We start from the raw sequence: 24,552 nt of genomic DNA, 5'->3' as shown, positions 1-24,552 counted from the left end.
GTCAGCTCCCGTCAACGCTCATGGCGGGAAACTCCGCTGTTGCCTTGTGCCAGAGCCAACGGAAGACCGGCTTTTCGGATACGTTCACGACTTCGGGCCCGGGCAGGCTCACGTCGCTTTCCTGGAAATTCTCGACATCCGTGAACTGGAAATCCTCATTCTCGTCAGCCTGGAATTTCCACGGTTTGATCGTGGTCTGCCCCGTACACATGCCGACAATGATCCGGCCAATCTGCATGCCGATCATGAAGCCTGCCCGGCTGTCGATCGGATAATGCACGCCGGCCACCGTCCGGTTGACGGCGATGCGGTGTGCCTGTGCCTTGACCAGCCGGATCCTCGAATTGAGATCCTCGTAAAATCCGCCTGTTTCCCGCAGGAAGACAGACAACACCGTCGCAACGGCGAAAGCCTGGGTTGCATGCGCACTCGGGTAGCTGCCGTGGCCGGGCGTTGGTATCAGCGGATTGATCCGCGCATCGAGTTCGTCCGGCCGGCGGCAGGCAAGCATGTGCTTGGGCGCCATGGTCACCTGGCCAGCGATGGCCTGAACAGTTTCGATCAGTTCGATGGTGTAGGGATTGCGTGCCGCGGTCAGCCCAAGGTGCAGGCCGAAGAAGTCGGTGAAGCCATCGAGCTGGGCCATGATTTCGCCCCCGCGCGCCTCTCGCTGCTCCATGTAGTTGACCACCAGCTCGGCTTGTTTGGCGAATACACCGATCTGCGGACGCGGCAGAACCAGGAAGGTCGTGTTGTGCCAGTTGAGCGTGACCGCAGCGTCTTTGTCGTTCCATTGCGACCCGAATGGATTCAGGAATTCGGCCATGTAGAGTCTTTGCCGGATGTCACCCGACCAGCGATCCATGTTGGTGGCGGAATTCGGGGGGAGGTCCTTGGGAGCGTCCGCCTGGTTGCCGTTGACGAGATGGACGATCGCCTGGCTGGCGGTCTGCAGGGCCTCCGGATGATTGAGCGCCGAGGCCGTGATCTGTGCCGCATGCGCGGCATGCGCGGCGTGCGCTGCGTGGGCGGCGTGGGCCGCGTGGGCTGCGTGGGCCGCGTGCGCGGCATGGGCGGCATGCTGGAAACCGAGAAATGGCATTCATTTTCCTCCGTATGGAACGCCGGACGCAGACAGCGCGTCGGCAATGCTCTGACCGAACTGGAAGTCGGCTGAGGGATGGGCCTTCAGGTAGGAACGGACGGTGAAGTTTGGCAGCCGGGCCATCAGCACGCCCGCCATTTCGCGCGCTTCCTCGTACCTGCCGAGCTTGTGGAGCGCACAAATCCGTGCCCGGAGGGTTGAAACATGCCGGTCGTTGCGCTCCAGCGACCGGGTCGAAAAATCCAGCGCCTTGTCGTATTCGCCCGCGGCCAGGTAGGCGGAGCCTGCAAGGGATTCGAAGAAATAGAGCATCGGATCCAGCGGAGAGAGCCGCAGCGCCTTCTCGACCCGGGTCACCGCCTCTCTGCCTTCGTCGCGGAATGTATAGACGACACTGCTCAATAGCCATGACAGCGCCTCGTTCGGATTGCGCGCCAGTGCCGCCTCGAAACGCTCCTCCGCAACATCAATTTTCGTCAGCAGCGTGTTGTGAACCACGCCGTCAATGGTGAGGCAGAAGGCATTTTCGGGATCTATATCAAGCGCCCGGGCCGACGCATCGGCGGCGCGGGCCGTGTCGCCGGGCACATCGGTGCTCCAGCCGTTGAAAACACACATGACATACCATTCGCTCAGCCAGGCGTGCACTTCCGCTGCCCGTGGCATGCGGCACGCCGCTTCCTCCAGCATTTGTCGCGATCGGGCGAAACTGGGCAGGTTGAGCTCGTGCATGAGGCCGACGCCGGCGACGAGCAGCTGGTGGTCAGCCAGTTCGCGTGCTGTGCGGCCGCGGATATGGCAGATCACATCGGAGGCGACCGCCCGTCCGATGGTCCGGGTGATGCCGTCCACGGCTTCACTGTATTCGGACATGAACTCGCTGATTTTCGCCGAGAAACGCCGCGTCCACAGAATGCGTCCCGAAACGGCATCCAGAAAATCGGCATCGAGGATTGCCCGTTCACCTTCCACCCGCAGGCTGCCGGCCATGAAATAATCCACTCCGAGCAGTTCCCGCACCTTCGAGAGCTCGATACGGCGCGAGCAAAGCTCTCGCGCAGAGAGATGCGAGACGACGGCAAGCAGGCTCGACCGGGACAGCGTTCGCGAGATTTCTTCCGCCAGCCAGTCGCCAAGCAGCGCATGATGCGCTTCACCGGCAACGAGTTGAAACGGCAGGATGGAGACGCAGGGCACCGGCGCAGGCACTGGCGGCTGTGACTTCAGGCTGAACAAGCCGTAAAGCTGTTCGGGATTGGCCCGCATTGTGCCAACCCACCGGTTGAAGCCTTCTTCGCGGATGTCGAGGCCTTCCAGGTACTGCCCGCCGCCTGGCCGGCCGATGAAGTGTACCTTGGAGAGATCGAGTGTGATTTCGGAATTGGTCACTGTCAGCAGCGAGTCGAAAACGTCGCCCATGATGTGACGGATGTCCGACAAGGCGCGGCGCAGGCTCTGGCGGCCGTTGTCGTAACAGGATGTCGCCCAGAGCGTGTCCTGCAAGTAGGACCGGGTTCGCCGGCCGAATGGCGCAGTCGCGAGCAGCACGAACAGGGCCTTGTGTTTCGCGCCTGTTATTTCGAAATTCGCATCGCCTGCGCCGCGAACAACGCAGGCGCCAAAAAGGTTGATTTCCAGAAGTTTCGAAGCCATCAGCCCGTCCCCGGTTACAACCAAGGATAACGCTGGTATGACAAGAAAACCAGCGGCTTCACGCTTTATTCACGCTGCCCGGGCGCCGAATGACTGTAGATTCTGTGCACGTAAATCAGTTTGGCAGTCGTGTTGATGGAAAAGAAAATATCCGCAATCCGGGACTTGATGGACTTCATTTTACATTGGCAGGCCTTCCGCAGCCGGGCCGAAGCGTTGCGGGACGCCGAGGGGCTGGGGCCGGATGAGCGTGCCCTGGTCGGGTGGCTGATCGAACTCGCCGACCGCGTCGGCGTGGAGGATATCGGCCGGCACTGAGGCGTTGCGGATCTCGGATTTCGCGGGCCGGCGGTGGTTCAACCGGCCCGGATCGGCCGGGTTGTCACTTCATCATCGGGCACGGCACCGGCCGAACGCTCCAGCACCCGCACTGCCATGACGGTGGCGTTGTCCTGTCCGGGCTTGTTGCGCGATTCAACGGACTGGAGCAGCAAACTGCACATCTGCTTGGCCGAAGAATCGCGATGGCGCTGAACCAGCGACAGGATCTCGTTGGGCTCGAGCGTTTCCAGGCCATCACTGGCCAGGATGATCCAGTCCCCCTTGCCAAGCGCCCGGGCGGCCTTTGACTGGTCCACCCGCGTTATCGGATCACCCGTCAGGGCTGAAAGCAGAATGTTGCGCGACGAGCTGTTGCGCGCTTCCTCCGGGGTGATCTCTCCACGCGCTGCGGCCGCATCGAGTTGCTGCGCCATGGAATGATCGGCATTGATCCGCCTGATCTGGTTTCCCGAGACATGAAATAGCGGGGAATCGCCGATGCTGATCCAGTTGCAGTGGCCGTTGGCGATCTCGACGGCGACGAATGTGCATCCCATGCCGTCCTTGGCCGGATCATCCTTTGCAGTGCGGTAGATCGCCCGGTTTGCCTTGTCCAGGGCGCGGATGAACTGCTCGTGGAGTGGCCGCGATTGCCACTCGATTGCGTCGCTGAAGGCTTCGATTGACGTGTTTGCGGCCACATCCCCGGCGGCGTGGCCGCCCATGCCGTCCGCAAGCAGGCAAATCAGGCTCTCGTCATTGCCCGTGACCGCGCGGAAAGCGAACGCATCCTCCTGGTAGGCCCGCTTTCCCGCAATCTGTGCACCTGCGTAGTCAAGCATGTCGCGGGTCAAGGATTGGCCGCCTCCCAGGTGAAGTCATCCCCGCACAGCGGTACAAAGCGGAGTTTGGTGTCACCGATTTCAATGGTGTCGCCGTTCTTGAGCGGCTGCGGTGCAAGCACCGGCGCACCGTTGAGCCGCACCAGGTTGGATTTGCCGCCGTGCTGGAGATAGAAATCCGATTGTTTTTCGTCGAAGACGAGGTAGGCGTGGGCCTCCCGCGAGATCGTCGTATCGCCGAAATCAAGCGCAATGCGCTCTTCCGAGCCGCGGCCGATGCTGTTCATGCCGTAATAGATTTCGCGCGTACAACCACGTCCGGGGCCTTCGATTACGACCAGCCAGCCCGCCGCGAGTTCGTAGCCGCCATCGTCGCTGGTCTCTTCGCTGCGCTTCGGGCTGCGGCTGGAAATGACGCGGGTGCGCGGCTCGTCCTCGGCCTCCACGTCATGTCCTGCATGCGAGCCGGAGGACTTGATGTTGTGCGTTTCGTCATTGCCGCGACCGGCAGGTGGTTGTGGCCGCAGGATGCGTGTCTTGTTGTCATCGTTCATTTCGGTCTCTCCTCAGAGCGCTTCGAGGCGGTCAGCCCCCTGCAACTGCTTGATATCTTATCCGGCAACGTATCTCAGGCGGACTTCACCCAATTCGATCAGGTCCCCGCTCTGCAGATCGGCCCGGTCCACCCGGCTGCCATTGATCACCACGCCGTTGGTGGTGTCGAGATCATTGATCGTCGGAACCCCGTCTGGCGAAATATGGAAATGGGCATGATGACGGTGTACCGAATCGTTGCTCAGCACAAAGTCGTTGTCGGAATGACGGCCGATCGAAATCGAATGTGCCGTGATGGCGAAAGGCCTGTCTTCACTGCCGACGATTTCGAAATAGCCGAAAGAGTCCGTGTTCGCCGCCGAGACAAACCGCGTCGCCTCGTCTTCGAAATTGCCTTCCAGCGCTTCCGTCCGCATGGTCGAAAGCGTTTCCGCATCGTCGAGGTCGACCTCTTCGAACGCATCCACCGTGTCGCGGTTTTTCTTGCTGAGCCAGAAACCCAGGCCGGCGATGATCAGTACCGGCAGGATTGCCAGCAACAGCCAGGCGAGGACCTGGTTGTTGTCCGCCCATGTCACCGTGTCGCTGCCTTCACCCAGCATCGAGGCATAGATGGAAGCCACCGTGGACAGCGGCTTGGGCGGTTCGGGCAGCGGAGCCGCTTCGATCGCCACTTTCTGTGTCGCGTCATAGCTGGCGCCGCCAGCCACCTTGGCTGAGAGCTCGATCGCGACGTCACCGGAGGCATCTCCCACGGGGCCGCGGATCGTGCCGCCATTTTCAAGATATCGCGGCAATTTGCCGGCAAAGTCCGACGCAAAAGCCTGGCTGCCGACAACGGCATCGAAGTAACCGCCGGTCTCCTCGGCAAGACGGCGCAGCTCCTGCAGTGCCGGGGTTTCGGAATTGCTCTCGGCAAACCCCAGGCCGATGATGATGACGCCTGCGGAACGGGCCGCATCCACCACGTCCTGGCGGGTATAGGCCGTGTCTTCGGCCTTGCCGTCCGACATGATGACCAGCGCTTTCCGGTCCGCGGGCACAGTCTTGAGAATGTCGATCGCCTTGAGCGAGTTGGCGAACAGCTCGGTCGCCGCGCCATCCGCCTTGACCGTCGCAAGCGTGGCATCAAGATTGGGGTGCCGCGAGGCCGGCTCAAGCACGACCTCGATATCATTGGCGAAGGTCGCCAGCCCGATCAGCCGTGACCCCGAAGCGGTTTGCAACTGCTGCCCCGCAATGTCGACATTGCGCTGGACGGTCGCCGCCCGGCGCGGATTTGAACGGTCGATCAGGTAAAGCCAGGCGGATTTCTCGCCGGTACCGGGGTAGGGGCTGAAGCTGGAACCCACGATTGCCTGCCCGTTGGCTGACAGCGTCAGTTCCTCGAGTTGTTGCGGCTCGGTGAAGCGGAAGTCGCATGCCACCGTGGCGCTCTGTGCCACCTTGTCTTCCGCGCAGTCCATCAACAATTCGGTTGCGTGCGTCCGCGCGCCAAGCCCAAACAGCAGGGTTGCCGCCGTCAAGGCGAGGGCCGTGCCGAGCGATCTGCCCTGCCGGAACATCGCCCGGCAAAGATGCAGTTTTTGCGGCGAACCGTACCCGGCCAATTCTGTTGCTAAAGCCATACCGGCCCCCAATCTTCGCAGTTAACTTCCGTCATATTGTCCGTCCGGGCCAAGCCTTATGATCCAAAGATCCGATCCGCTTGATCCTTCCTTGCCCTTGGCGCCAACAAGGATGGTGGAGCCATCCGGCAGGACAGCTACATTTTCGATGGTATCCCATCCCTTGCCGCCGAGCACGCGCTCCCATCGCACGGCATCGAGCTTCTCATTGTACTTGATCACCCAGCCATCGGTCTGGCCTGCGCCGCGCGAGGAGGTATAGCCGGCCACCACGACGCTGTTGTCCGGGGCAAGTGCCACGCCGGTCAGATAGTCGTCGCGGGCCTCGGCAAGCACCTTGGGCGGTGTCTTGTTGTCGGCTGTCACCCGCATGATCATGCCGTCGAACGTGTTCGAGCCGAAACTGTCGGTCTGGCCGACCACGACCAGTTGCCCGTCGGGGGTTGCAGCCACTGCGCCGAAACTGTCCGTGTTCCGTCCGCCCGGCGCCCGGTCGAGAATCACATTGCCGTCGGCTGCGAGCTTGACCAGCCAGAAATTGGCGTCCTGCGCACCTTCGCGCTGCTGCTGGCCAACCATCGCCAGTGTGCCGTCGGGCATCAGTGCGACGCTGTCGAAGCGGTCGTTGCCCGGCCCGCCGAGAAAGCGTGCGTTCATCAGGTCGCCGAACGGATTGAGCGTGGCAACCCAGCCATCGGTTCCCGATCCGCTCGGGCTTTTCGCCCATCCGACCGCGACAACGCTGCCATCCGGTTTCACCACCGCGTCCATCAGGCCGTTGTCGCCGCCGTCACCGACCAGCTTGGCCCATTTCTGAGCGCCGTTCGCGTCGTACTTTACAACCAGCCCCTTCTGGCCGGAAGATCCGCCAGCGCGGCTGTTGCCGACCGCCACGAAGTCCCCGTCAGGCGCCGCATGGATGCCTTCAAACACATGCGATCCGGTGCCGCCGTAGCTGGCGCGCCAGTTCTGCCTTCCGCTCAGGCTGACCGATTGAACCAGCGCCTTCATCTCGGTGGAGCCGCTTGCAACGGTGCCGCCGGCAATGACGATGGCTTTGCCGGTGATGGCGACGTCATTGGCCCTTTCGCTTGCTGCGAGGTCAATCACCTTGGTCCAGGGGCTGTTCAGCGCCCTGATCGCCAATTGCGCCGAGGACGTCAGCTCTGATGCGGGGTGGCTGGACATGAAGCCCTGGTATGCCGCGACGGTGTCTTCGGACACGGCGTCGTCCCATGCCCGCTTTTCCGCCTGGGCGGTCGAGTGCTGGAAGAACAGGTATGCGCCAACCCCGGCTGCACAAACCAGAACAAGGCCTGCAAGTATGGTCGCGGCACTTCGCGATTTTTTCCTGGCCGGATCTTTGCTGTCACCGGAATTGGCGGGGTCAAACCGCTGAACCCGGGTCTTGTCGATCGCCGCGTCAGCCGGTGTCGTGCCCGTAGCCGGGGAGGCCGGTCCGGTTCCCAGTATGGATGCGCGCCACGCCTTGACCGATTGCGGCCGCGCCTTGGTTTGCGGCGCCATCCCATCCGAGATTGCCGACAAAAAGCCGCTGCTGTAGCCGCCGGGCGCCAGTTTGCTCAAGGGTTCGAGCGGATCGGGCTCGTCATTGTTGAGCGCGTCGAGCCGCGCCATTGCATCGACCGGCCGCTTTCCGGCAATGGCCCGGTACAAGGTGGCGGCAAAGGCATAGACGTCGGTCCACGGGCCCTGGCGGCCTTCGGCGTAATATTGTTCAGGTGCTGAATAACCGTCCTTGACGACCAGGTTCAGTGTCCGGCTCTGCTGAACCAGGGTCTGCTTGGCTGCGCCGAAATCAAGCAGAACGGCACTGCCGTCATCGCGGATGTAAATGTTGTCGGGCGCAATGTCGCGATGCGCGATATTGTTTTCATGAACCACTTCAAGCGCATCCAGAAGTGGAGCGATCACGGTCTTAAGGCTTTCCTCGTCAGGCGGGCCGGTCTTCGATTTCAGCCACTGGTCAAACGACTGTCCCTCGACAAACTCGAGCACCATGTAGGCGCTCTCGTTCTCGTCCTTTATGATCTGCAGGACCTGCACGATCCCGGGATGTTTGAAACGCGCCAGCGTGGTGGCTTCATCGACGAACTTGCCGAGCGCCCACTGGAAATCCTTGGTCTGGCTGGCCCCGGTTGGAACAACCGTGGTGCCCTCGCGAGAAACGAAGTCGCGCGGATAGCACTCCTTGATCGCCACACGGCGCTGAAGGTCGGTATCGAAGGCCAGATAGGTGATCCCGAACCCGCCCTGTCCGACAACAGAATCAATCCTGTACTGACGCAGCATCGTGCCGGGCTCAAGGGCGTGCCTTATACTCATCTTGACCGCGTTTTGCTCATTGTGCCCCATGCCCAGGCGCGGCCTGTGCCGCACCGTGGCAATACAAATCGATCCTACCGGCAATTGCAATAGGACCAAATCAATAAGCAGAAAATACCCGCCTCGGTAGTGAAAAAGATCGGTTTTGTGCATTGCACGCCATCTGCAATCATAGCAGTGTGGGGCATGGTGGCGCGGGTCCGGAGGGGTAATTGGCTTTTGCAGTCAAGGATATGTTGAACAGGAGTGGTCGCAACGTTTTTCTGGTTGCGACTCTGGTGTTCACAATACTGGCGTTGATCACGCTGTTCTGGTCTCTGGCCAGAGAAGACATTGAGGACGGCGTTTACCGCATTGTCGTTACAACCGATGACGGCATGGGGCATGGCTCCGGATTCAAGGTTGCCGAACCGGGAATCGTGATCACCAACAACCATGTCATCGATGGCGCCACGCGCATCCAGGTCGCTTTCATGGCAGATGGCCAGGGCAGCTTCGTGGAAGCGCGGGTGCTTTGGTACAATTCGGACAAGGATCTCGCCATCCTGCGCACCAATGCTCCTCTGCCGGGCAAGACGGTCGAGCTTGCAGGGGTCGGGACAGCCGAGCTGAGCAAGACCGAGAGCGTCACCGCGGTTGGCTTTCCCGGGATTGCCGACAGGGTTGCAAGGGGACTGGAGCGCGGGGTCTTCGACCCGGCGACACGCGACCGGACCCTTCTCGATCCGACCGTATCCAGCGGCACGATCCAGCGCCTGGTGCCGACGGTCCAGCGCCTGACCATTCAGCACAGCGCCAACATCAACGGCGGCAATTCCGGCGGGCCGCTGTTTGACGCCTGCAATCGTGTCGTCGGCGTCAACACGCTGGGCACGCGTTCGACCGTTGGCGCGCGCGATATCTACAATGCTCTGGTCAACGCCGGGCAAGTGACCGTCAACGATCCCGGGGACCTGGAATTCGCGGTTCATGTCCGCGAGGTTCTGCTCGGGTTGAGCGAAAAGGAAATCCCGGTTTCGGTGACCCCCGGACGTTGCCGTGGCGGGCTGGATGTCTATGAACTCACTGCCATCGGATCCTCGATGGCGCTGGCCTTCATGTCGGTCGTCTTTGCGGGCTTCTACTGGCGCAAGGATGCCGGCGGTGCGGGGCAGGGGGCGTTTGTTCCCGATCCGGATATCGAGATCGATACTGACTTTCCTGTCGACGCGACACCGCCCGCAGCGCCTGCGGCTGACATCCTGCTGCACGATGTAGCCGGCGGCCGGACCCATTCCCTGGCCCGCTTCGACACCGAACTCCGGGGTGCAGGCGTGGTGCTTGGCCGAGCCGGTGGCGACGCCACCATCGTGATCGATGATCCGTCGGTATCCCGCAGGCACGCGCGCATCCGCTACCATGGCAAAGACATGGTTGTGCATGACGACGGCTCCACAAACGGCACCCGCCTGGATGGCGCGGTGGTGACCCGCACCCAGGGGCAGTTTCTGCGCCCCGGCTCGGTGTTGCATCTTGGCAATGCCGAGCTTTCGGTGGAGTCCGGCGAGATCAACCGGCCGGCCGGAACACCGGCGGCGGGCAAGCGGAAATGGCTGCTCTCGGGCTTTGATCTGCGCGGCACCACGATCCAGCACACGGTCGCCGAGTCAGGTCCGGCCAAGGGGTCTGAATTGAACGTGATCTGTACGATCGGGCGCAGCGCCGACAGCGATATCGTGATTGACGATGATTCCGTGTCCCGCCGCCATGCCCAGATTGGAATGAACCGTCACGGCGAACTGTCGATCATTGATCTTGGTTCCTCGAACGGAACCTTTGTCGATCACAAGCAGGTCGGCTCCGTGCCGGTCCAGATCAGGAACGCAAAAATATTATCTTTCGGGCGCACGGAACTTACAATATCATTGCAATCCTGATTATTGATTGAATGAAAGCAACGCAACCCGACGTGGTGCGACAAAATTGGATGGAGGGCAAAATGGCAACCAGCAGAATGCGTTCAGGGGCTATCGTTTCCACTTTTGCCTTGGCGATGGCAATGTCTGTCAGTTCCGCCGTCATCGTGCCCGACACCACGCAGGCGCTTGATTTCAAGAAAGTGGGCAAGCAGTTCCGCAAGGATTTCAGCAAGGCAAGAAAATCGCTCAACAAGAGTGGCGTTGGCAAGCGCATCATTCAGGGCGTGGGCGTTGGCCTCCTGGTTGGCGGAATCACCGGTGATTCGCCCGCTGCCGCCATCATCGGGGTTGCGCTGATTGCCGCGCCGGTCGTGTTCAAGGAAGACATGGCGCGTAAATATGGTGATGAAATGGCGTGGTCTGCTTGCACCCGTTGCTACAAGCAGCGCATCGTCCTCGCACCCGGCCGCAGCGTGAGCAAAAAGACGCGCAGCGCAGTTTCGGCCAAGGTCAAGGAAGACATCAAGGACATCCAGCGCGCGCTCGCAAGCCAGGGACTTTACAAGAAGAAGATTGATGGCGATTTCGGACCCGGCAGCCGTTCTGCCGTCAAGCAGTTTCAGGTAAGCCTTGGCGAACCTGAGACCGGTTATCTGACTGCCGAGCAGCGCTATTTGCTGTTCACCCGCGCCTCGGAGGCAGGGTATGTCCGCGAGGCGGCCCTCGATCGCGTCGACGACAGTTTCGGAGCGCCGGTCAAGGTCAGCCCGCAAAGGGTGTCCGCGCCAGCCGTCACGCCTGCGGTCGCAGCCATCCCGGAGTACCGGTTGGCGCAATCCCGGTTCGACCGGTTTGCCACGGATTTCCTCATGGCCGGCGGGCTCAGCGCCGTCAAAGGCGCGGAGCTGCAGCCGGATGGCCTGATCGCCATCGAGGTGTTGCCTGCCGGTGGCGGGGAACCCCGCAAGATCGTTGCAAGCATGAACGATATCGAGATCAAGCCGCATGACCTCTCCGATCAGTGGATACGGATAACCTACAACGACCCGACCCCGGGAGCCGCGCCGGTCATCTTGAACACGCGGGATGACTTTACTTCGGTGGATGATGCGTCCGGCTGGTTGCGCGACGGAGAGAGCAAGGTTGCGATGCTTTCCAAGCTGACCGGTGTCGAGCAGGCTCCGACATTGATTGCCGATGGCTCCGGGGAAGCGCCCGAGGTGGCCGCCGCCGATCCGGCGCCGGCTCCCGGGACCGGTGCAACGGCAGGGTCCGATGGCCGCATCGTGCTCAACGCCCCTGAAAAGGCGTCCGCGCCGGAGCCGTCGCCACAAACAGCTGATGCCGCGCCGCAATCCCCGGAGGACACTCAACCTCACGAGGTTGCCGCAGCCGAAGACGGCACGATCCGGGTGAGTGCGGACGAAACGCCGGTCGAAACGGCCAACAGCCTGGCGGGATTTGAGGATAGCTCAGCCGGCGAGACCTGCCGCCAAAGCATCTATGTGTCCTTCGATTTCCCCAATGGCGATGATCCCATAAGCCATTTCAACATCGATTCTCCGGAAGGAACGATCCTGATCGACAATGGCGATTCGACTGCATACATCAGCGGCTCCTGCATTCAGGGCGATTATGATTTCAGCTATGTCGCGATCCAGGAAGGCAAGACGGAAAATGACTGGAAGGATTTCAAGCGGGAAGGCTCGTTTGAAATCGCCAGCAACAGCGAACAGTGCGCGGTCGATCTGAACACGCCCGATGGGGCCGCCACCATGCAGTGCTATTGACCGGAAGACCGGTGATAGTGTTTCGGGGGCGAGCATGAGACGCAAAACATGAACAGAAGCAGACGCGGTGGCCGTCAGGCGACACCCTCACGGCCAAAGCCGAAATCTGGATTTTTTCTGCCTGATCTGGGTAAGAAAAGTATCTATGCCAACATTGTAAATGAGGTGAAGTCGCTCATCGAGGAAGCTTTCAACAAGCCTCTTCAGGGTATTGTTGGTGCAGGTTCGCTGATTACGACCGGGTTATCGGTTCTTGGGTTTTCCCAAGATAAGAACGAGCCCTATGGCAGTCATTTCTCCACCGGGTTGTTGTCGGTTTTCCCCGCGCGCGTCATCGCCTTCATGATCATTGCCGGCTCGATTGCCTGGACGATTTCGCTGGTCGGGATCTGGCTGACATCGGTCAACAACGAGGTGCGCAAGCTGTTCGCGCATCTCGTGACCGCCTTCGGTGCACTGTTCATGGCTGCCTGCATCGAATGGATCTTTCAACCCGATATCAGCAAGTCGCCCGTCATCGTCCTGCTGTTTTCCATCATTGGCGTCGCATTCGGCATTTTTCTCGCCAAGACCAATTTCCGCCTGACACTTGAGCCTGACCCCGAGGTCATTGCCGTGCGGGCAGGGCTGCTGATGAATTTCGCGATGGTCGCGACAGCGCTTGTGATCCTGGTCCAGCTTACAGGATTGTCCTGATGAAGGAAGCCAATGAACGGGCCGTTGCGCGGCTGTCGATTGCTGCGTTTGCCGTGGACGCGCTGGTTGTCACATTGCTGGTGGCAATCGTCCATCAGCTGATTGAACGCAACATGCCTTACGCACCGCAATGGATCTACATCCTTGTCATACCTGTTGTCCTGCTGGTGCATTTCCTGATTGTGGAGATGCTGGCGCGCGGCGTATCGGTCGGGCGGCTGTGCAGCGGCATCAGGATTGTCGAGGAAAGGACCGGTGCCGCGCCGGGCGTGACGGCACGCTTCAAGCGCTGCATGATGGTGCTGACTAGAGGCGGCGGGTTGCCATCGCTCAACATCAATGCGCTTCCGGCCTACAACAAGCATCCTTCGGGGTGCCTGCATTCGGATTGGGCCGGTCGGGTCGCAGCCGTGACCCGTGCGACAAGCCAGAAACGCGAGAGTGTGCCGGAGATCGAGACCCGAGCCGAAGTCACACCGGTTACCGGCGTCACGCGGGGCGAGGCGGTGCTTCAGATCAACAGCGGTCCTCATGCCGGGCAAACCGCCACCTTGCGGCAAAGCCAGCGGTTCAAGACCAAGGGGCTTTACGTGATCGGGCGCAAGCCGGGTGTGGACCTTGTGCTGGGCAAGGATGCCAATATCTCCGGCGTGCACTGTCAAATCCGCCTGCATGGCGGCCTGTATTACCTCGCGGACGGCGCCGGCAAGGACAAGCCGTCGACAAACGGTACCCGTCTCAATGACAAGGCTGTGAGTGCGAAAACCCCGGTTGTCCTCAAAAACGGCGACATCATAGGCGCGGGCTCGACCAATATGCGGCTGATCCTGATCTGACCCGATCACGTTCCGCAGTTGCCGTTTAACGGGAATGGTTATCCGTGAAGGTCGTCCGCATGTGAATGCGGGCTTCTGATCTTCGTGGACGAAAATCCCTGCCGCGAAATATAAAGGTCTCCCAAATCAAGAATTGTATTGCCATATTCGGCTCGCGCAATAGTATCGTCAGATGCTATGAAGTTGGGGGGCTACAGTGGCGATTGTAAGCAGAAATTGGAACCGGGCGTCGATTGCCGCTGTCATGATGTGCGGCATCGCTGTTCAGGGATGCACTACGACGTCGGCTGACGGCAGGAAAGTCCGCTCAACGGCGATGGACAGGGCTGTGTCGGAATGTGTCGCCAGTGTCGCGATCGGAGCGATTTCCGGTGCGGTGATCGGCGGCGTGATTGGCGGAAGCCGTGGAATGGGACGCGGCGCCGCGATCGGTGCTGTGGCCGGCGTCGGGCGTTGCGCCATTCTGATGGAGATTGCTGCCGCCGAAGACCGGGCAAAGGTGCGGGAAGCGGAACTTGCTGCCTTGCAGTCAAACAGGGCGCAAACCCGCAGCATTACGACCAAGAACGGCAAGAGCGCGACCGTGAGAACCAAGGTGACGCCGGCACCATTGCCTGTTGCCAAGGCTGAAAAGCCGGCGCCAGTTGAGGTGGTGCAACCAGCCGCCACACCTGCGGCACCACAAACTTCGGCAACAGCCGTTGCATCCTATGCCGAGGAACTCAATTCCGATTACACCGCCTGCCGCTTTACCGAACTGCTTATCGACATGGACGGCGGAACCGCCGATGCGGGTAAACAGAAATGGTGCAAGAGCAGCCAGGGTGACTGGGAGCCGGTCACCGGTTGATCAGGTGATGCGTGGCGATCCGAAACGGTTTTCGAACCCGGGGGATTTGCTGCAAGGACCAGACGTATCGCGCCGCCTTCTCAACCGGACAGGCGGCGCGTGCTTTCCGCGGCTTGGATAACGAAGCCGCCGCCCTTCGGATCAGCTGCCGGAGCTTGGGACATAAAGCTCACGCGAACGCTCCAGATGCCTGATCATCGCTTGTTCGGCCGCATCGGCGTCGTGGCGGGCGATACACTCGATGATTTCCTCATGCTCGGACAGGGTGAAGTTTTCCTTGCCGGCCCAGATCAGCATGTCGGTATGGTATTCCGCCAGCCAGCTCAGCAACGCTTCGCTGACCGCGATATAGATCGGATTGCCGGATATCTCGGTGATCTGCGTGTGCAGCTGCATGTCGGTGTTGATGAAGGCCTTCGCGTCACCAAGCGACGCGCGCTGCAGCGCGAGACTTTCGCGCAACCGCCGGATATCGTCTTGCGATGCCTTCTCCGCTGCTTCCCGCACCATGCCGCGCTCGAAGAAGATGCGCGCGCTTTTCAGATCCTCGAGCGAATCCCTGGATGAGGCCAGCATCATCTTGGCGGTCACATCAACCTGCTTGATGATCGATCTGGCGGACAATTGCTGCACCTTTGCGCGCTCCCCGTGCGAGATCGCGATGAGACCCATGCTGGCAAGCGCCTGCATGGCCTCGCGGATTGCCGGTCGTCCGACCTGAAAGCGCGCCATCAATTCGCGTTCCGAAGGCAGCTCGTCGCCTGGCTGAAGTTCACCGCCGGTAATCAGCCGCTTCAGCCTGTCGAGCACTTCATCGGATATCTTGCGCCGAACAATTGGCTCTGAATAATTCATTCTCGGTTCTGCTCCGCTGGTAGGTTTGTCTGTGGTCACATGTCTATTAGAGATAGCTGCATTGTGCCGTTTGGCAAATCCGGTCATCTGTTCGAAACGCCCTGGTTGATCACTCGGCTGCCTGCATGGGCGGGTGAAAGCCGTCTCTAAAGGCTGATGCGAACCGGGAGATCGAATTCGGTGTCCTGCTTGACGGCTTCCGCCGCGGCAAACAGGGCTCTCTTGTACTCGGTGAAATTCTTCTTGAACCGGTCGGTCACTCCGCCGAGTGCCAGCGCTACGGGCTGCCCCTGGACTTCGGCCGGAAGCTTCAGCGCCAGCGTCGATCCGCCTTCAAGCGGGATGTCTTCGGCATAGGCATAGCCGTTTTCCCGGATTTCCCTGATCCGCGCCAGTATGGTCTTGGTGTCGGTGCGCTCGGCCGGATTCTGTGTGGCGATATTGGCCCGACGGACAATGTTGTCGATCTTGTCTTCGGGCAGCGTGGCCAGCAGAATCCATCCCGCCGCAGACAGCGTGATGGGGCGCATGAAGCCCTCGTCGATATGAAACCGCAGCGCGTGGATGGATTCCTTGGTGCGGGTGTACTGCAGGTAGATGTCGTTCTTGGTTCCCAGGAAAACGCCTTCGCCGGTGGCTGCGTGCAGGTCGTTCAGCGCGTCGATCATCTGTCCGGAGCCGAACATCACGCGCGGAATCCAGTCTCCCAGCGCGGTGAGTTTCGGGGTGGGGAAGTAGTCGCGCGTGCTGCGGTCGAAATTGAGATAGCCCAGATTGACCAGCGTCTTGAGCATCACGGTCGTGCTCGACTGCGGGTAACCGAGATCACTTGCCATCTGTGACATCGAGCGCGGCTGCTGCGCCAGCTTGAAATATTCCAGGATTTCGATGGCGCGTGTTGCCGATTTGACCTGCGGATTCGCCATGGCCGGTTTTCCTCCCAAATTCACATCTGTGAAACTTTGCCCCACATAAGAATATTTCTACTGAATTTGGCTGAAACATGCCAGTTTCTTTTCCACAGACGCAGCCGTGTTGAGGCGCGACAGGAGGAGGCAGCGGAGGCTGCCTTGCGCGCCGTCAGCTGCAGGAATGGGAGAGAATATCAATGCATCATCGGATCACGTCACTATGAGTGGCCGGCTTGAAGGACGCGTCGCGCTCGTCGTTGGCGGCGGCCAGGGAATTGGCCGAGCCATCTGTGACGCCTATGTACGGGAAGGCGCGGCAGTCGGTGTCGTCGACATCAGGCCGGAGACCGCCGAGCAGGCGGCCGAGGAGCTGCGTGCGGCTGGCGGGCAGGCCATCGCCATTGCCGGCAACGCCGGAAAGCGCGACGAGGTGTTTGCCGCCGCAAAAGCCACGCAGGAGGCGTTCGGGCCGGTCACGGTGCTGGTCAACAACGCCATGTGGAATCGCTACGGGCCGCTTGAGGATCAGACCGAGGAAACCATCGGCCGGATGATCGATGTCGGCTTCAAGGGTGTCATCTGGGGATACCAGGCCGTGCTTGAGCAGATGCGTGCCGCCGGTGGCGGGGCGATCGTCAACATCGCATCGCCATCCGCAGTCCTCGCGATGAAGCACGGCATCATGTACTCCGCCATCAAGGCTGCGGTCGCCGCGGCCACACGCAGCGCGGCTGCCGAATTCGGCGCCGACAATATCCGGGTCAATGCAATTGCTCCGGGTTCGACCCGCACCGACGGTGCGATGCGGGTCCTAACGGAGGACGCTTGGGAGCGTCGCCGCCAGCGGGTGCCGCTGGGCAGGCTGGGCGAGCCCGAGGATATCGCCCGTGCCGCAGTCTATCTGGCATCCGAAGAGTCATCCTACGTGACGGGAGACATGTTGTTTGTCGACGGAGGAATTACCTACGCGTTCTCGTAACCGGCTGGAAAGCCCAAGCGCGGAACGCAAGAGGAAACCGGAATAGAAAATCAACGGGAGGAAACGATGACTATACTCAGGAAAACCACAGGCGTGGCAAGCATGCTGATGCTGACCACCGCCCTCGTGACATCTCCGGCCAGCGCCGAGATCTCCGACAATGTCATCCGCATCGGCGTGATGAGCGACCAGTCCGGCCCCTATGCCGACAATTGCGGTCCCGGTTCGGTTGCCATGGTCAAGCTGGCGGTCGAGGATTTTGGCGGCAACATCAACGGCACGCCCATCGAAGTCGTCGTCGCCGACGACCAGAACAAGCCCGACATCGGCGTCGCCCAGGCTCTCAAATGGGTCGAGGAAGAAGGCGTCGACACGATTGTCGGCTGTTCCGCATCCTCCATCGCACATGCCGTCAACGACATCATGCGCGACAAGGAAAAGCCTTATCTGGTCGCCGGTACGGCTTCGACCGCACTGACCAATGAAGCCTGCTCGCCGATGACCACCAACTGGGGCTTTGACACCTATACCCTCGCCAAGGGCGCAGTCGCCTCGCAGATGGCGCGTGGCATGGACAGCTGGTACTTCATCACCGTCGATTATGCCTTCGGCAAGCAGTGGCAGGTCGACGCGACCAGCTTCATCGAAGCTGCCGGCGGCAAGGTTGTCGGTTCGATCCTGCATCCGCTCGGCACCAATGATTTCTCCTCGCAGCTGCTTCAGGCCCAGGCCAGCGGCGCCAAGGCAATCGGCATTGCCAATGCCGGCGCGGATCTTGGCAACCTGATCAAGCAGGCCAACGAGTTCGGCATTGTGGCTGCCGGTCAGCAACTCGCTCCGCTCGGCATCCTGATCAACAACGTCCATGCCATCGGCCTGGAATCGACCAAGGGCCTGGTGTTCTCAAGCGCCGCCTACTGGGATCGTGATGACGACAGCCGTTCGCTGGCCAAGCGGTATGGCGAGGCCTTCGGCGGCAAGATGCCCAACGAAGCCCAGCTGGTCACCTATTCGGCCGTGACCCATTACCTCAAGGCTGTCGCCGCCTCCGGTGCCGATGACGGTGTCTCCGTCATGACTTCCATGCGCGACACTCCGGTCAACGACCTGATCATCAAGGATGCGAAGATCCGCGCCGACGGTGTGGTCATGAAGCCGATGCTGTCCTCGAAGGTGAAGTCGCCCGAGGAATCGAAGGGTGACTGGGATTACTACGAAATGATCGGCGAAATCCCGGCCGAAACAGCATGGCGTTCGGAAAGCGACAGCTCCTGCTCGTTGCTGAAGTAACCCGGCTCAATAGCGTGCGGCCGGAGCCCGATCTTCGGCCGCGCCTTTTATCGAATACACTTCAGGGCAAGATATGACCAAAGTAGCGAGAAACGTAACCGCCCGGCGGATCTCCCCGACCACGGACATGCTGGGCGAAAGCCCCGTCTGGGATCCCCAGAATTCAACACTTTACTGGGTGGATGGCGTATCGCGCCTGATCAATGTGCACGACACGGTGGCCGGCACGTTCCGGCAGATCGGTGTTCCTTCGATGATCGGATCCATCGGTCTGGCCACAGACGGAAAACTGGTGGCCGGGCTGGTCGACGGTATCTATCTGGTCGATATCGCCTCCGGTGAGTGTACGCAGCTGTTCAAGCTGCCCAATGCCAGCGATCGTATCCGTTTCAATGATGGCAAGGTTGACCGGCAGGGCCGGTTCCTGTGCGGCTCGATGGGCGTTTTCGCAGAACCTTGCGGCGAACTCATTCGCGTTGACGTCAATGGCAAGGCCGATATCCTGGCCAATGGCATCCGCATCGCCAATTCGCTGTGCTTCAGCCCGGACGGGGCGACGATGTATTTCTCCGACAGCCTTGACCGCAAGGTCCGCGCCTATGCCTACGACAAGGAAGAGGGCGCGCTCGACCGTCCCCGGATCCATGTCGACACCGCCGAATTCGATTCCGGCCCCGATGGCGCCACCGTCGACAGCGAAGGCTGCATCTGGGTGGCGCTGGTCCAGGCAGGCAAGATTGGCCGTTTCCGGCCAGACGGCAAGCTTGATTGCCTGATCGAGGCGCCGACCGACATGCCCAGCTGCATGACATTTGGCGGTCCCGACCTGTCGACGCTCTACGTCACGTCGATCAAGGATTCCGGCTCCGGCCGCGCCATTTCCCGCCACCCCAACGGTGGCGCGCTTTACGCACTCGACGGGCTTGGCGTCACCGGCCTGCCCGAACCGCGTTTTGGACAACAGCAGAGCCTTCAGCCATGACGTCAGCATTCTCGAGCCTTCTGGCTCCCAACAGTGTCGCCCTTGTCGGGGCATCCGAAGATCCGACCCGTATCGGCGGACGGCCGCTGCGCTATCTCAAGGCTTCAGGCTTCAAGGGCGCGGTGCTTCCCGTCAATCCGAAGCGTGAAACCGTTCAGGGTTTGCCTGCCTACGCCAGCATCTCCGCGCTTCCTGAAGTTCCCGATACCGTCATCCTGGCGGTGCCCGCCCATCTCATCCGGCAGACGGTTGAAGAATGCGCGCAAGCGGGTGTGAAATCGGCCATCGTGTTTTCGGCCGGATTTGCCGAGGCCGGAGCCGAGGGCGAACGGCTGCAGGCCGACATGGTTGCCATTGCCAGGAGCAGTGGCATGCGCCTGCTGGGGCCGAACTGCCTTGGTGTTTTCAACCCGTCCGCAGCTTATTTCGGCACCTTCTCGGTGGTGCTCGACAATGAACTGATCGCCCCCGGTCCGGTCGGCATCGTTTCGCAGAGCGGCGCCTACGGCGCGCACATCGCCCATCTTGCGCGGCAACGCGGCCTTGGGATCAGCCAATGGGTCACCACCGGCAATGAATGCGACATCGATGTTGCCGAAACGCTCGACTGGATGGTGCAGCAGCCCGACACCAATGTGATCATGGCCTATGCCGAAGGCGTGCGTGACCGTGACAGCTTCGTTGCGGCACTCGAACGCGCCCGCAAGGCGGAAAAAGCCATCATCTTCATGAAGACCGGCCGCTCCGACGTCGGCGCGGAAGCCGCGGCATCGCACACGGCTTCGCTCGCCGGCTCGGACGCGGTGTTTGACGCGGTGTTGCGCCAGTACGGCGTTTACCGTGCTGCCACCACCGTCGAGCAACTGGATGTCGCGTATGCCTGTGCGTCAGGCATCTATCCTCCCACCAACCGTGTCGGCATCTTCACCATGTCGGGCGGCTTTGGCATCCAGTTGGCGGACGACGCGGAAGCGGCCGGTCTTGATGTGGCACCCATGCCCGAGGCGGCACAGGACAAGCTCAAGGAAATGCTGCCTTATTCGTCGCCGCGCAATCCGGTCGATGCCACCGCGCAGGTGGTCAGCAACATGGATCTGCTGACCAAGTATGTGCGCGCCATGATCACCGAGGGTGGCTACGACATCTTCACCGCCATTCTCGGCACCGGGCCTTCGTCGAAGAGCTTCGCCGACCCGCTGCGCAAGGCCTTGATGGCGGCGATGGACGGGCAGGAAGGCAAGATCCGCGGGCTGACCATGTCCGCGCCTGCCGACGTGGTGCGCCAGTACGAAAACGACGGCTTCCTTGTCTACGAGGATGGCTCGGCGCTGGCCAGGGCGCTCGGCGCGCTGGTCTGGCTCAAGCAGGGCTTCGACGCCAGCCGCAATGCCGTGGCTGTGACCCCGGGCCAGCGGTTCGACCTGCCGGAAGGCGCGCTGAGCGAGGCGGATGCCAAGAAGATCCTCGGTGAGGCCGGATTGTCTTTCCCTGACGAGCGCCTAGTGCCTGTTGACGGTGATGTCGGCGAAGCCGCAAGTCAGCTTGGTTTTCCGGTCGTGCTCAAGATCTGCTCTCCGGATATCGCCCACAAGACCGAGGTCGGTGGCGTGGCGGTCAATGTCCGCGACGCAGACGCCGCACGCCAGGCTGCGCAAGCCATTCTCGCGCGCGCCGCAGACCATGCGCCTGACGCAAGGATCGACGGCATTCTGGTCGCCCCGATGGCGCCCGAAGGTGTCGAGACCATCGTCGGGGTGATGCAGGACCCGGTACTCGGACCGGTGGTGATGTTCGGTCTTGGCGGGATCTTCGTCGAGGTGCTCAAGGATGTGACCTTCCGCGCGGCTCCGTTTGATCAGGCGGAAGCCATGCGGATGATCCGCGAGATCCGCGGCTTTGCCATGCTTGAAGGGGTCAGGGGCGCGCCGCCATCCGATATCGAGGCGCTTGCGCGGATGCTTTCCGACCTGTCACGGTTCGCCGCAGCGCATGCCGACCGGATCGAGAGCATCGATCTCAATCCGGTTCGTGTGCTGCCGCGCGGCGAGGGCGTTGTGCCGCTCGACGCGCTGATCGTTCTGAACAAGGAGGCCGGCAATGACCGCAACTGACATGGATGCCAGGATCGTCGAACTGATGGATCGCGAGGCGATCCGCGATTGCCTTTACCTGTATTGCCGCGGCATCGACCGCGCCGATGAGGCCACGCTGCGCTCGGCCTACTGGCCGGATGCAATCGACAATCACGGCAGCTACAACGGCCCGATCGACGGCTTTGTCGAATGGGCCAAGGCGGTCTGGGCCAAGGGGCCGCGCAATATCCACGCCATTTCCAATGTGCTGATTGAATTCCAGTCACCGACGACCGCCCACGTGGAGAGCTATTTCTCGGCATTGCAGCGCGGTGCCGGCGGCGATGGCGTGGTGCGCCAGTTTGCGCTCAGCGGCCGCTATTGTGACGTCTTCGAAAAGCGCGCGGACGAGTGGCGCGTGCTGGAGCGCACGGTGGTCTTCGACTGGGTCGAGCCACAGGCCGTGCCCGAAGACAGCGAGGAAGACCGCTTCGGGCCAAGAACCCCGATCGGCAGCAATTTTCCCGATGATCCGGTCTACCACATGGGCAAGCGCAAGGCGGGCTGATCACGCAGTCGCGGCCCACCGTTTCATGCCGCACCACAGCGCTGCGCCGGTGGCTGCGCGTTGCAGTTGAAAGATACAATTCCGGGAGCATGGTTTGGAAAACGTGCCGACAGATATACCTGAAACCGTTTCGACAGAGGCCTATCTGGCCGGCATGCGGACGATCGTTCAGCCGGTCGGACTGGTGACCACCGCTTGCGGCGGACAGCGTGACGGCGTGACGGCGGTCACCGTCTGTTCGGCCACGATGCAGCCGCCGACGCTGCTGGTCAGCATCAAGCAGGATACCGCTGTCGCCCGGATGGTGGCCCGTTGCGAGGCTTTCGGCGTCAGCTTTCTTGCCGACACCCAGGCGCGGATGGCGCGCCGTTTCTCCGATTCCGGCGCGCAGGGCGAGATGCTTTTTGACGAAGGCAACTGGCTTGCGGCGGTGACCGGTTCACCCCTGCTCGAAGGAGCGGTGAGCGCGTTTGATTGCCGGTTGGTCGATGTCGTCACCTGCGGTGGCCACAGCCTGTTTCTCGGACGCGTGGTGTCGATGATTTCCAATGAAGGCGAGGGCCTTCTGTACGGCGACGGGTTTTTCCGCCGGCTGGCGTCGAAGGACTGAACAGAAGAAGGACAAGACACATGAGCAATCCCCGCATCGTGATTATCACAGGCGCCGCAGGTGGCGTCGGTCGCGCCATGTTGGCGGAGTTTGCCGGCCGGGGTGACCTGGTGATCGGTGTCGATGTCGCGCAAAGCGGCGTGAGCGAAGCGGTGCAGGCACTGGGCGATCAGCATTTTGGCTTTGAATGCGACTTGTCGGACGAGCGCAACATCATGCAGCTGTTCGAGCAGATCGACGGTGTCGTCGATCATGTCGATGTGCTGCTCAACAATGCCGCCGTCGGCCCGACAATGCAGCCGACGCTCGAGACCGACATGGCCGGCTTCGAGAAGGCCATCAGCACCAATCTTTACGGCCCCTTCGTGCTGGCGCGCGAGGCGGTCAAGCGGATGCCCGAGACGGGTGGAGCAATCGTCAACACGGCGTCGCTTGCCGGCGTGCTCGGCAATCCCGGGCGCAATGCCTATGCGGCATCGAAGGCAGCACTTATCTCGATGACCAAGTCGCTGGCCTGTGAGTGGGCCGAACGCAATGTGCGGGTGACCGCGATTGCGCCTGGATATATCCGGACCCCGATGGTCGCCGCCCTGGAAAAGCAAGGCAAGGCGGATCTGTCGATGGTGCGCCAGCGCGTTCCTGTCGGCCGGCTTGGACGCTCCGACGAGATCGCATCGGTTGCCGGTTTCCTGGCCTCCGACGCGGCGCGCTATGTCACCGGATCGGTGGTTGCGGTCGATGGCGGCTGGATGTCGTTCAACCAGCCCGGAACAGCGCATCCGCCCGTCGATGGAGCGCCTCAGACGGAACTGGCGCGGCCTGAGGCTGACGACGCTCCCCGGGTGGTGGTTGTGACCGGAGCCGGCAACGGCATTGGCAGGGCGATTGCCGAAAGCTTTGCCGCCAATGGTGACCATGTCGCGCTGATCGACAAGGATGCCGGCGCGGTGCGGGACGCTGCCAGGGCGCTTGGCGACAGTCACCTCGCCATCGAAGCCGATATCAGCTCGGAACAGTCGGTTGCCGTGGCCTTCGCGCAGATTGAATCCCGGTTCGGCCATGTTGACGTGATGGTCAACAACGCAGGCATCGCCGATCTGTTCAAGCCGGCGCTGGAGCAGGATACCGGCGATCTGAAGCGGGTGATGGATGTCAATCTTTCGGGCTCGTTCATGTGCACCAAGGCGGCTTTGGCGCTGATGCAGGGCAGGGCGGGTTTCATCCTCAATGTCGGTTCGATCAACACATTCCTGCCGTTCGCGCCGCGCCATGCCTATGGCGCATCGAAGGCCGCCATCGACATCCTGACCCGCTGCTTTGCCGCCGAGTTGGGGCAAAAGGGCATTCGCAGCGCCACGCTGGCGCCGGGCTATATCCGCACTCCGGGCGTCGCTGCGCTGGAGGATTCGGGCAAGGTCGACAGCGTCGCGATTCGCAAGCGGATTCCGCTCGGCGACATGGGCCGTCCGCAGGACATTGCCGATGCCGCGCTGTTCCTGGCGTCACCCGCCGCGTCCTACATCAATGGCGGAATTCTCTATGTCGACGGTGGCTGGACCTCGTTTGGTGGGGCCGGAGACGCGTCCGACGGCGGTCAGTGACGCCTGTTTCATGATCCGCGCGGGATCGGCATTCTGCAGGAACTTCACATTTGTGAAACTCTCCTTCAAGTGAAGGTTTTCCTTCTCATCTCGCGCTCAGTGTCGATACTCTAAACCAAGGACGGCTGGGAGGCCTTGTCCGCAGACATATGGGAGGAAACTGG

At 61.4% G+C, this 24,552-nt stretch carries 21 protein-coding genes; 13 read left to right on the top strand and 8 right to left on the bottom strand.

The window, feature by feature from the left end; genetic code table 11:
- Nucleotide 1 precedes the first annotated feature (1 nt).
- Entirely contained in the window at nucleotides 2–1,102 is a 1,101-nt protein-coding gene (locus tag WNY80_RS18585; RefSeq protein WP_342888911.1) for a phosphatase PAP2 family protein, read from the bottom strand.
- Nucleotides 1,103–2,758, bottom strand: coding sequence for a hypothetical protein (locus tag WNY80_RS18580; RefSeq protein ID WP_342888910.1), 1,656 nt, complete (start codon nucleotides 2,756–2,758; stop codon nucleotides 1,103–1,105). It lies immediately after the preceding gene.
- A gap of 132 nt (nucleotides 2,759–2,890) precedes the next feature.
- Between WNY80_RS18580 and WNY80_RS18575 the strand changes: the two genes are divergently transcribed.
- A complete protein-coding gene (locus WNY80_RS18575) occupies nucleotides 2,891–3,076 on the top strand; it encodes a hypothetical protein (protein ID WP_342888909.1) in 186 nt (61 codons plus the stop codon).
- 38 nt (nucleotides 3,077–3,114) lie between these two features.
- Here the strand turns inward: WNY80_RS18575 and WNY80_RS18570 are convergent, their stop codons facing one another.
- From WNY80_RS18570 to WNY80_RS18555, 4 genes are read right to left on the bottom strand one after another with little or no spacing between them, the layout of a single operon-like run.
- Nucleotides 3,115–3,921, bottom strand: a complete 807-nt coding sequence (locus tag WNY80_RS18570; RefSeq protein ID WP_342888908.1) for a protein phosphatase 2C domain-containing protein — start codon at nucleotides 3,919–3,921, stop codon at nucleotides 3,115–3,117.
- Between the two features lie 8 nt (nucleotides 3,922–3,929).
- Nucleotides 3,930–4,475 (bottom strand): FHA domain-containing protein, encoded by a 546-nt coding sequence (locus WNY80_RS18565; protein ID WP_342888907.1) that lies wholly within the window; start codon nucleotides 4,473–4,475, stop codon nucleotides 3,930–3,932.
- A gap of 57 nt (nucleotides 4,476–4,532) precedes the next feature.
- A complete protein-coding gene (locus tag WNY80_RS18560) occupies nucleotides 4,533–6,104 on the bottom strand; it encodes an FHA domain-containing protein (RefSeq protein ID WP_342888906.1) in 1,572 nt (523 codons plus the stop codon).
- Nucleotides 6,105–6,125: 21 nt separating this feature from the next.
- Nucleotides 6,126–8,450 carry a protein kinase gene (locus WNY80_RS18555; RefSeq protein WP_342888905.1) on the bottom strand — a complete coding sequence of 775 codons (2,325 nt, stop codon included), beginning with the start codon at nucleotides 8,448–8,450 and terminating at the stop codon, nucleotides 6,126–6,128.
- A 278-nt stretch (nucleotides 8,451–8,728) separates the two neighbouring features.
- Between WNY80_RS18555 and WNY80_RS18550 the strand changes: the two genes are divergently transcribed.
- The 5 genes from WNY80_RS18550 to WNY80_RS18530 all read left to right on the top strand — a co-directional run bounded on the left by WNY80_RS18550 (nucleotide 8,729) and on the right by WNY80_RS18530 (nucleotide 14,520).
- Nucleotides 8,729–10,366: an FHA domain-containing protein gene (locus WNY80_RS18550; protein ID WP_342888904.1), complete on the top strand. Its 1,638-nt coding sequence runs from the start codon at nucleotides 8,729–8,731 to the stop codon at nucleotides 10,364–10,366.
- Nucleotides 10,367–10,428: 62 nt separating this feature from the next.
- Nucleotides 10,429–12,138: a peptidoglycan-binding domain-containing protein gene (locus WNY80_RS18545; protein WP_342888903.1), complete on the top strand. Its 1,710-nt coding sequence runs from the start codon at nucleotides 10,429–10,431 to the stop codon at nucleotides 12,136–12,138.
- A gap of 165 nt (nucleotides 12,139–12,303) precedes the next feature.
- Nucleotides 12,304–12,834: a hypothetical protein gene (locus WNY80_RS18540; RefSeq protein ID WP_342888902.1), complete on the top strand. Its 531-nt coding sequence runs from the start codon at nucleotides 12,304–12,306 to the stop codon at nucleotides 12,832–12,834.
- Nucleotides 12,834–13,670, top strand: a complete 837-nt coding sequence (locus tag WNY80_RS18535; RefSeq protein ID WP_342888901.1) for an FHA domain-containing protein — start codon at nucleotides 12,834–12,836, stop codon at nucleotides 13,668–13,670. Before WNY80_RS18540 ends, WNY80_RS18535 begins: the two co-directional genes overlap by 1 nt.
- Nucleotides 13,671–13,866: 196 nt before the next feature.
- Complete coding sequence (locus tag WNY80_RS18530) at nucleotides 13,867–14,520, top strand: hypothetical protein (protein ID WP_342888900.1); 654 nt, start codon at nucleotides 13,867–13,869, stop codon at nucleotides 14,518–14,520.
- A 141-nt stretch (nucleotides 14,521–14,661) separates the two neighbouring features.
- Here the strand turns inward: WNY80_RS18530 and WNY80_RS18525 are convergent, their stop codons facing one another.
- Together WNY80_RS18525 and WNY80_RS18520 are read right to left on the bottom strand one after the other, a co-directional pair.
- Nucleotides 14,662–15,375, bottom strand: a complete 714-nt coding sequence (locus WNY80_RS18525; protein ID WP_342888899.1) for a transcriptional regulator NanR — start codon at nucleotides 15,373–15,375, stop codon at nucleotides 14,662–14,664.
- A gap of 146 nt (nucleotides 15,376–15,521) precedes the next feature.
- Nucleotides 15,522–16,301, bottom strand: coding sequence for a helix-turn-helix domain-containing protein (locus WNY80_RS18520; protein ID WP_342888898.1), 780 nt, complete (start codon nucleotides 16,299–16,301; stop codon nucleotides 15,522–15,524).
- Between the two features lie 205 nt (nucleotides 16,302–16,506).
- Between WNY80_RS18520 and WNY80_RS18515 the strand changes: the two genes are divergently transcribed.
- From WNY80_RS18515 to WNY80_RS18485, 7 genes are all read left to right on the top strand, one after another.
- The gene (locus tag WNY80_RS18515; protein ID WP_342888897.1) at nucleotides 16,507–17,265 is read left to right on the top strand and encodes a glucose 1-dehydrogenase; all 759 of its coding nucleotides are present in this window, start codon (nucleotides 16,507–16,509) and stop codon (nucleotides 17,263–17,265) included.
- Between the two features lie 66 nt (nucleotides 17,266–17,331).
- On the top strand, nucleotides 17,332–18,555 hold the full coding sequence (locus tag WNY80_RS18510) for an ABC transporter substrate-binding protein (RefSeq protein ID WP_342888896.1): 1,224 nt from the start codon (nucleotides 17,332–17,334) through the stop codon (nucleotides 18,553–18,555).
- A 73-nt stretch (nucleotides 18,556–18,628) separates the two neighbouring features.
- Nucleotides 18,629–19,537: an SMP-30/gluconolactonase/LRE family protein gene (locus WNY80_RS18505; protein ID WP_342888895.1), complete on the top strand. Its 909-nt coding sequence runs from the start codon at nucleotides 18,629–18,631 to the stop codon at nucleotides 19,535–19,537.
- Nucleotides 19,534–21,648 carry an acetate--CoA ligase family protein gene (locus tag WNY80_RS18500; protein WP_342888894.1) on the top strand — a complete coding sequence of 705 codons (2,115 nt, stop codon included), beginning with the start codon at nucleotides 19,534–19,536 and terminating at the stop codon, nucleotides 21,646–21,648. The genes WNY80_RS18505 and WNY80_RS18500 overlap by 4 nt, the downstream gene beginning before the upstream one ends.
- Entirely contained in the window at nucleotides 21,635–22,177 is a 543-nt protein-coding gene (locus WNY80_RS18495) for a nuclear transport factor 2 family protein (RefSeq protein ID WP_342888893.1), read from the top strand. The genes WNY80_RS18500 and WNY80_RS18495 overlap by 14 nt, the downstream gene beginning before the upstream one ends.
- Before the next feature lie 103 nt (nucleotides 22,178–22,280).
- Nucleotides 22,281–22,787, top strand: a complete 507-nt coding sequence (locus tag WNY80_RS18490) for a flavin reductase family protein (protein WP_342888892.1) — start codon at nucleotides 22,281–22,283, stop codon at nucleotides 22,785–22,787.
- Between the two features lie 20 nt (nucleotides 22,788–22,807).
- Nucleotides 22,808–24,388: an SDR family oxidoreductase gene (locus WNY80_RS18485; RefSeq protein WP_342888891.1), complete on the top strand. Its 1,581-nt coding sequence runs from the start codon at nucleotides 22,808–22,810 to the stop codon at nucleotides 24,386–24,388.
- Nucleotides 24,389–24,552 lie beyond the last annotated feature (164 nt).

Origin of the sequence: Hoeflea sp. AS16 (genome assembly GCF_038900095.1) — a bacterium.
Classification (GTDB): Bacteria; Pseudomonadota; Alphaproteobacteria; order Rhizobiales; family Rhizobiaceae; genus Hoeflea.
Note: the sequence above shows the minus strand (reverse complement) of the source record. Positions and strands in the feature narration are given on the sequence as shown.

What these genes read in the sequence shown, in the direction of transcription:
- WNY80_RS18585 (WP_342888911.1), bottom strand. Translation starts at nt 1,102, where the DNA reads ATGCCATTTCTCGGTTTCCAGCATGCCGCCCATGCCGCGCACGCGGCC.
- WNY80_RS18580 (WP_342888910.1), bottom strand. Translation starts at nt 2,758, where the DNA reads ATGGCTTCGAAACTTCTGGAAATCAACCTTTTTGGCGCCTGCGTTGTT.
- WNY80_RS18570 (WP_342888908.1), bottom strand. Translation starts at nt 3,921, where the DNA reads ATGCTTGACTACGCAGGTGCACAGATTGCGGGAAAGCGGGCCTACCAG.
- WNY80_RS18565 (WP_342888907.1), bottom strand. Translation starts at nt 4,475, where the DNA reads ATGAACGATGACAACAAGACACGCATCCTGCGGCCACAACCACCTGCC.
- WNY80_RS18560 (WP_342888906.1), bottom strand. Translation starts at nt 6,104, where the DNA reads ATGGCTTTAGCAACAGAATTGGCCGGGTACGGTTCGCCGCAAAAACTG.
- WNY80_RS18555 (WP_342888905.1), bottom strand. Translation starts at nt 8,450, where the DNA reads ATGAGTATAAGGCACGCCCTTGAGCCCGGCACGATGCTGCGTCAGTAC.
- WNY80_RS18545 (WP_342888903.1), top strand. Translation starts at nt 10,429, where the DNA reads ATGGCAACCAGCAGAATGCGTTCAGGGGCTATCGTTTCCACTTTTGCC.
- WNY80_RS18535 (WP_342888901.1), top strand. Translation starts at nt 12,834, where the DNA reads ATGAAGGAAGCCAATGAACGGGCCGTTGCGCGGCTGTCGATTGCTGCG.
- WNY80_RS18525 (WP_342888899.1), bottom strand. Translation starts at nt 15,375, where the DNA reads ATGAATTATTCAGAGCCAATTGTTCGGCGCAAGATATCCGATGAAGTG.
- WNY80_RS18520 (WP_342888898.1), bottom strand. Translation starts at nt 16,301, where the DNA reads ATGGCGAATCCGCAGGTCAAATCGGCAACACGCGCCATCGAAATCCTG.
- WNY80_RS18515 (WP_342888897.1), top strand. Translation starts at nt 16,507, where the DNA reads ATGAGTGGCCGGCTTGAAGGACGCGTCGCGCTCGTCGTTGGCGGCGGC.
- WNY80_RS18510 (WP_342888896.1), top strand. Translation starts at nt 17,332, where the DNA reads ATGACTATACTCAGGAAAACCACAGGCGTGGCAAGCATGCTGATGCTG.
- WNY80_RS18505 (WP_342888895.1), top strand. Translation starts at nt 18,629, where the DNA reads ATGACCAAAGTAGCGAGAAACGTAACCGCCCGGCGGATCTCCCCGACC.
- WNY80_RS18500 (WP_342888894.1), top strand. Translation starts at nt 19,534, where the DNA reads ATGACGTCAGCATTCTCGAGCCTTCTGGCTCCCAACAGTGTCGCCCTT.
- WNY80_RS18495 (WP_342888893.1), top strand. Translation starts at nt 21,635, where the DNA reads ATGACCGCAACTGACATGGATGCCAGGATCGTCGAACTGATGGATCGC.
- WNY80_RS18485 (WP_342888891.1), top strand. Translation starts at nt 22,808, where the DNA reads ATGAGCAATCCCCGCATCGTGATTATCACAGGCGCCGCAGGTGGCGTC.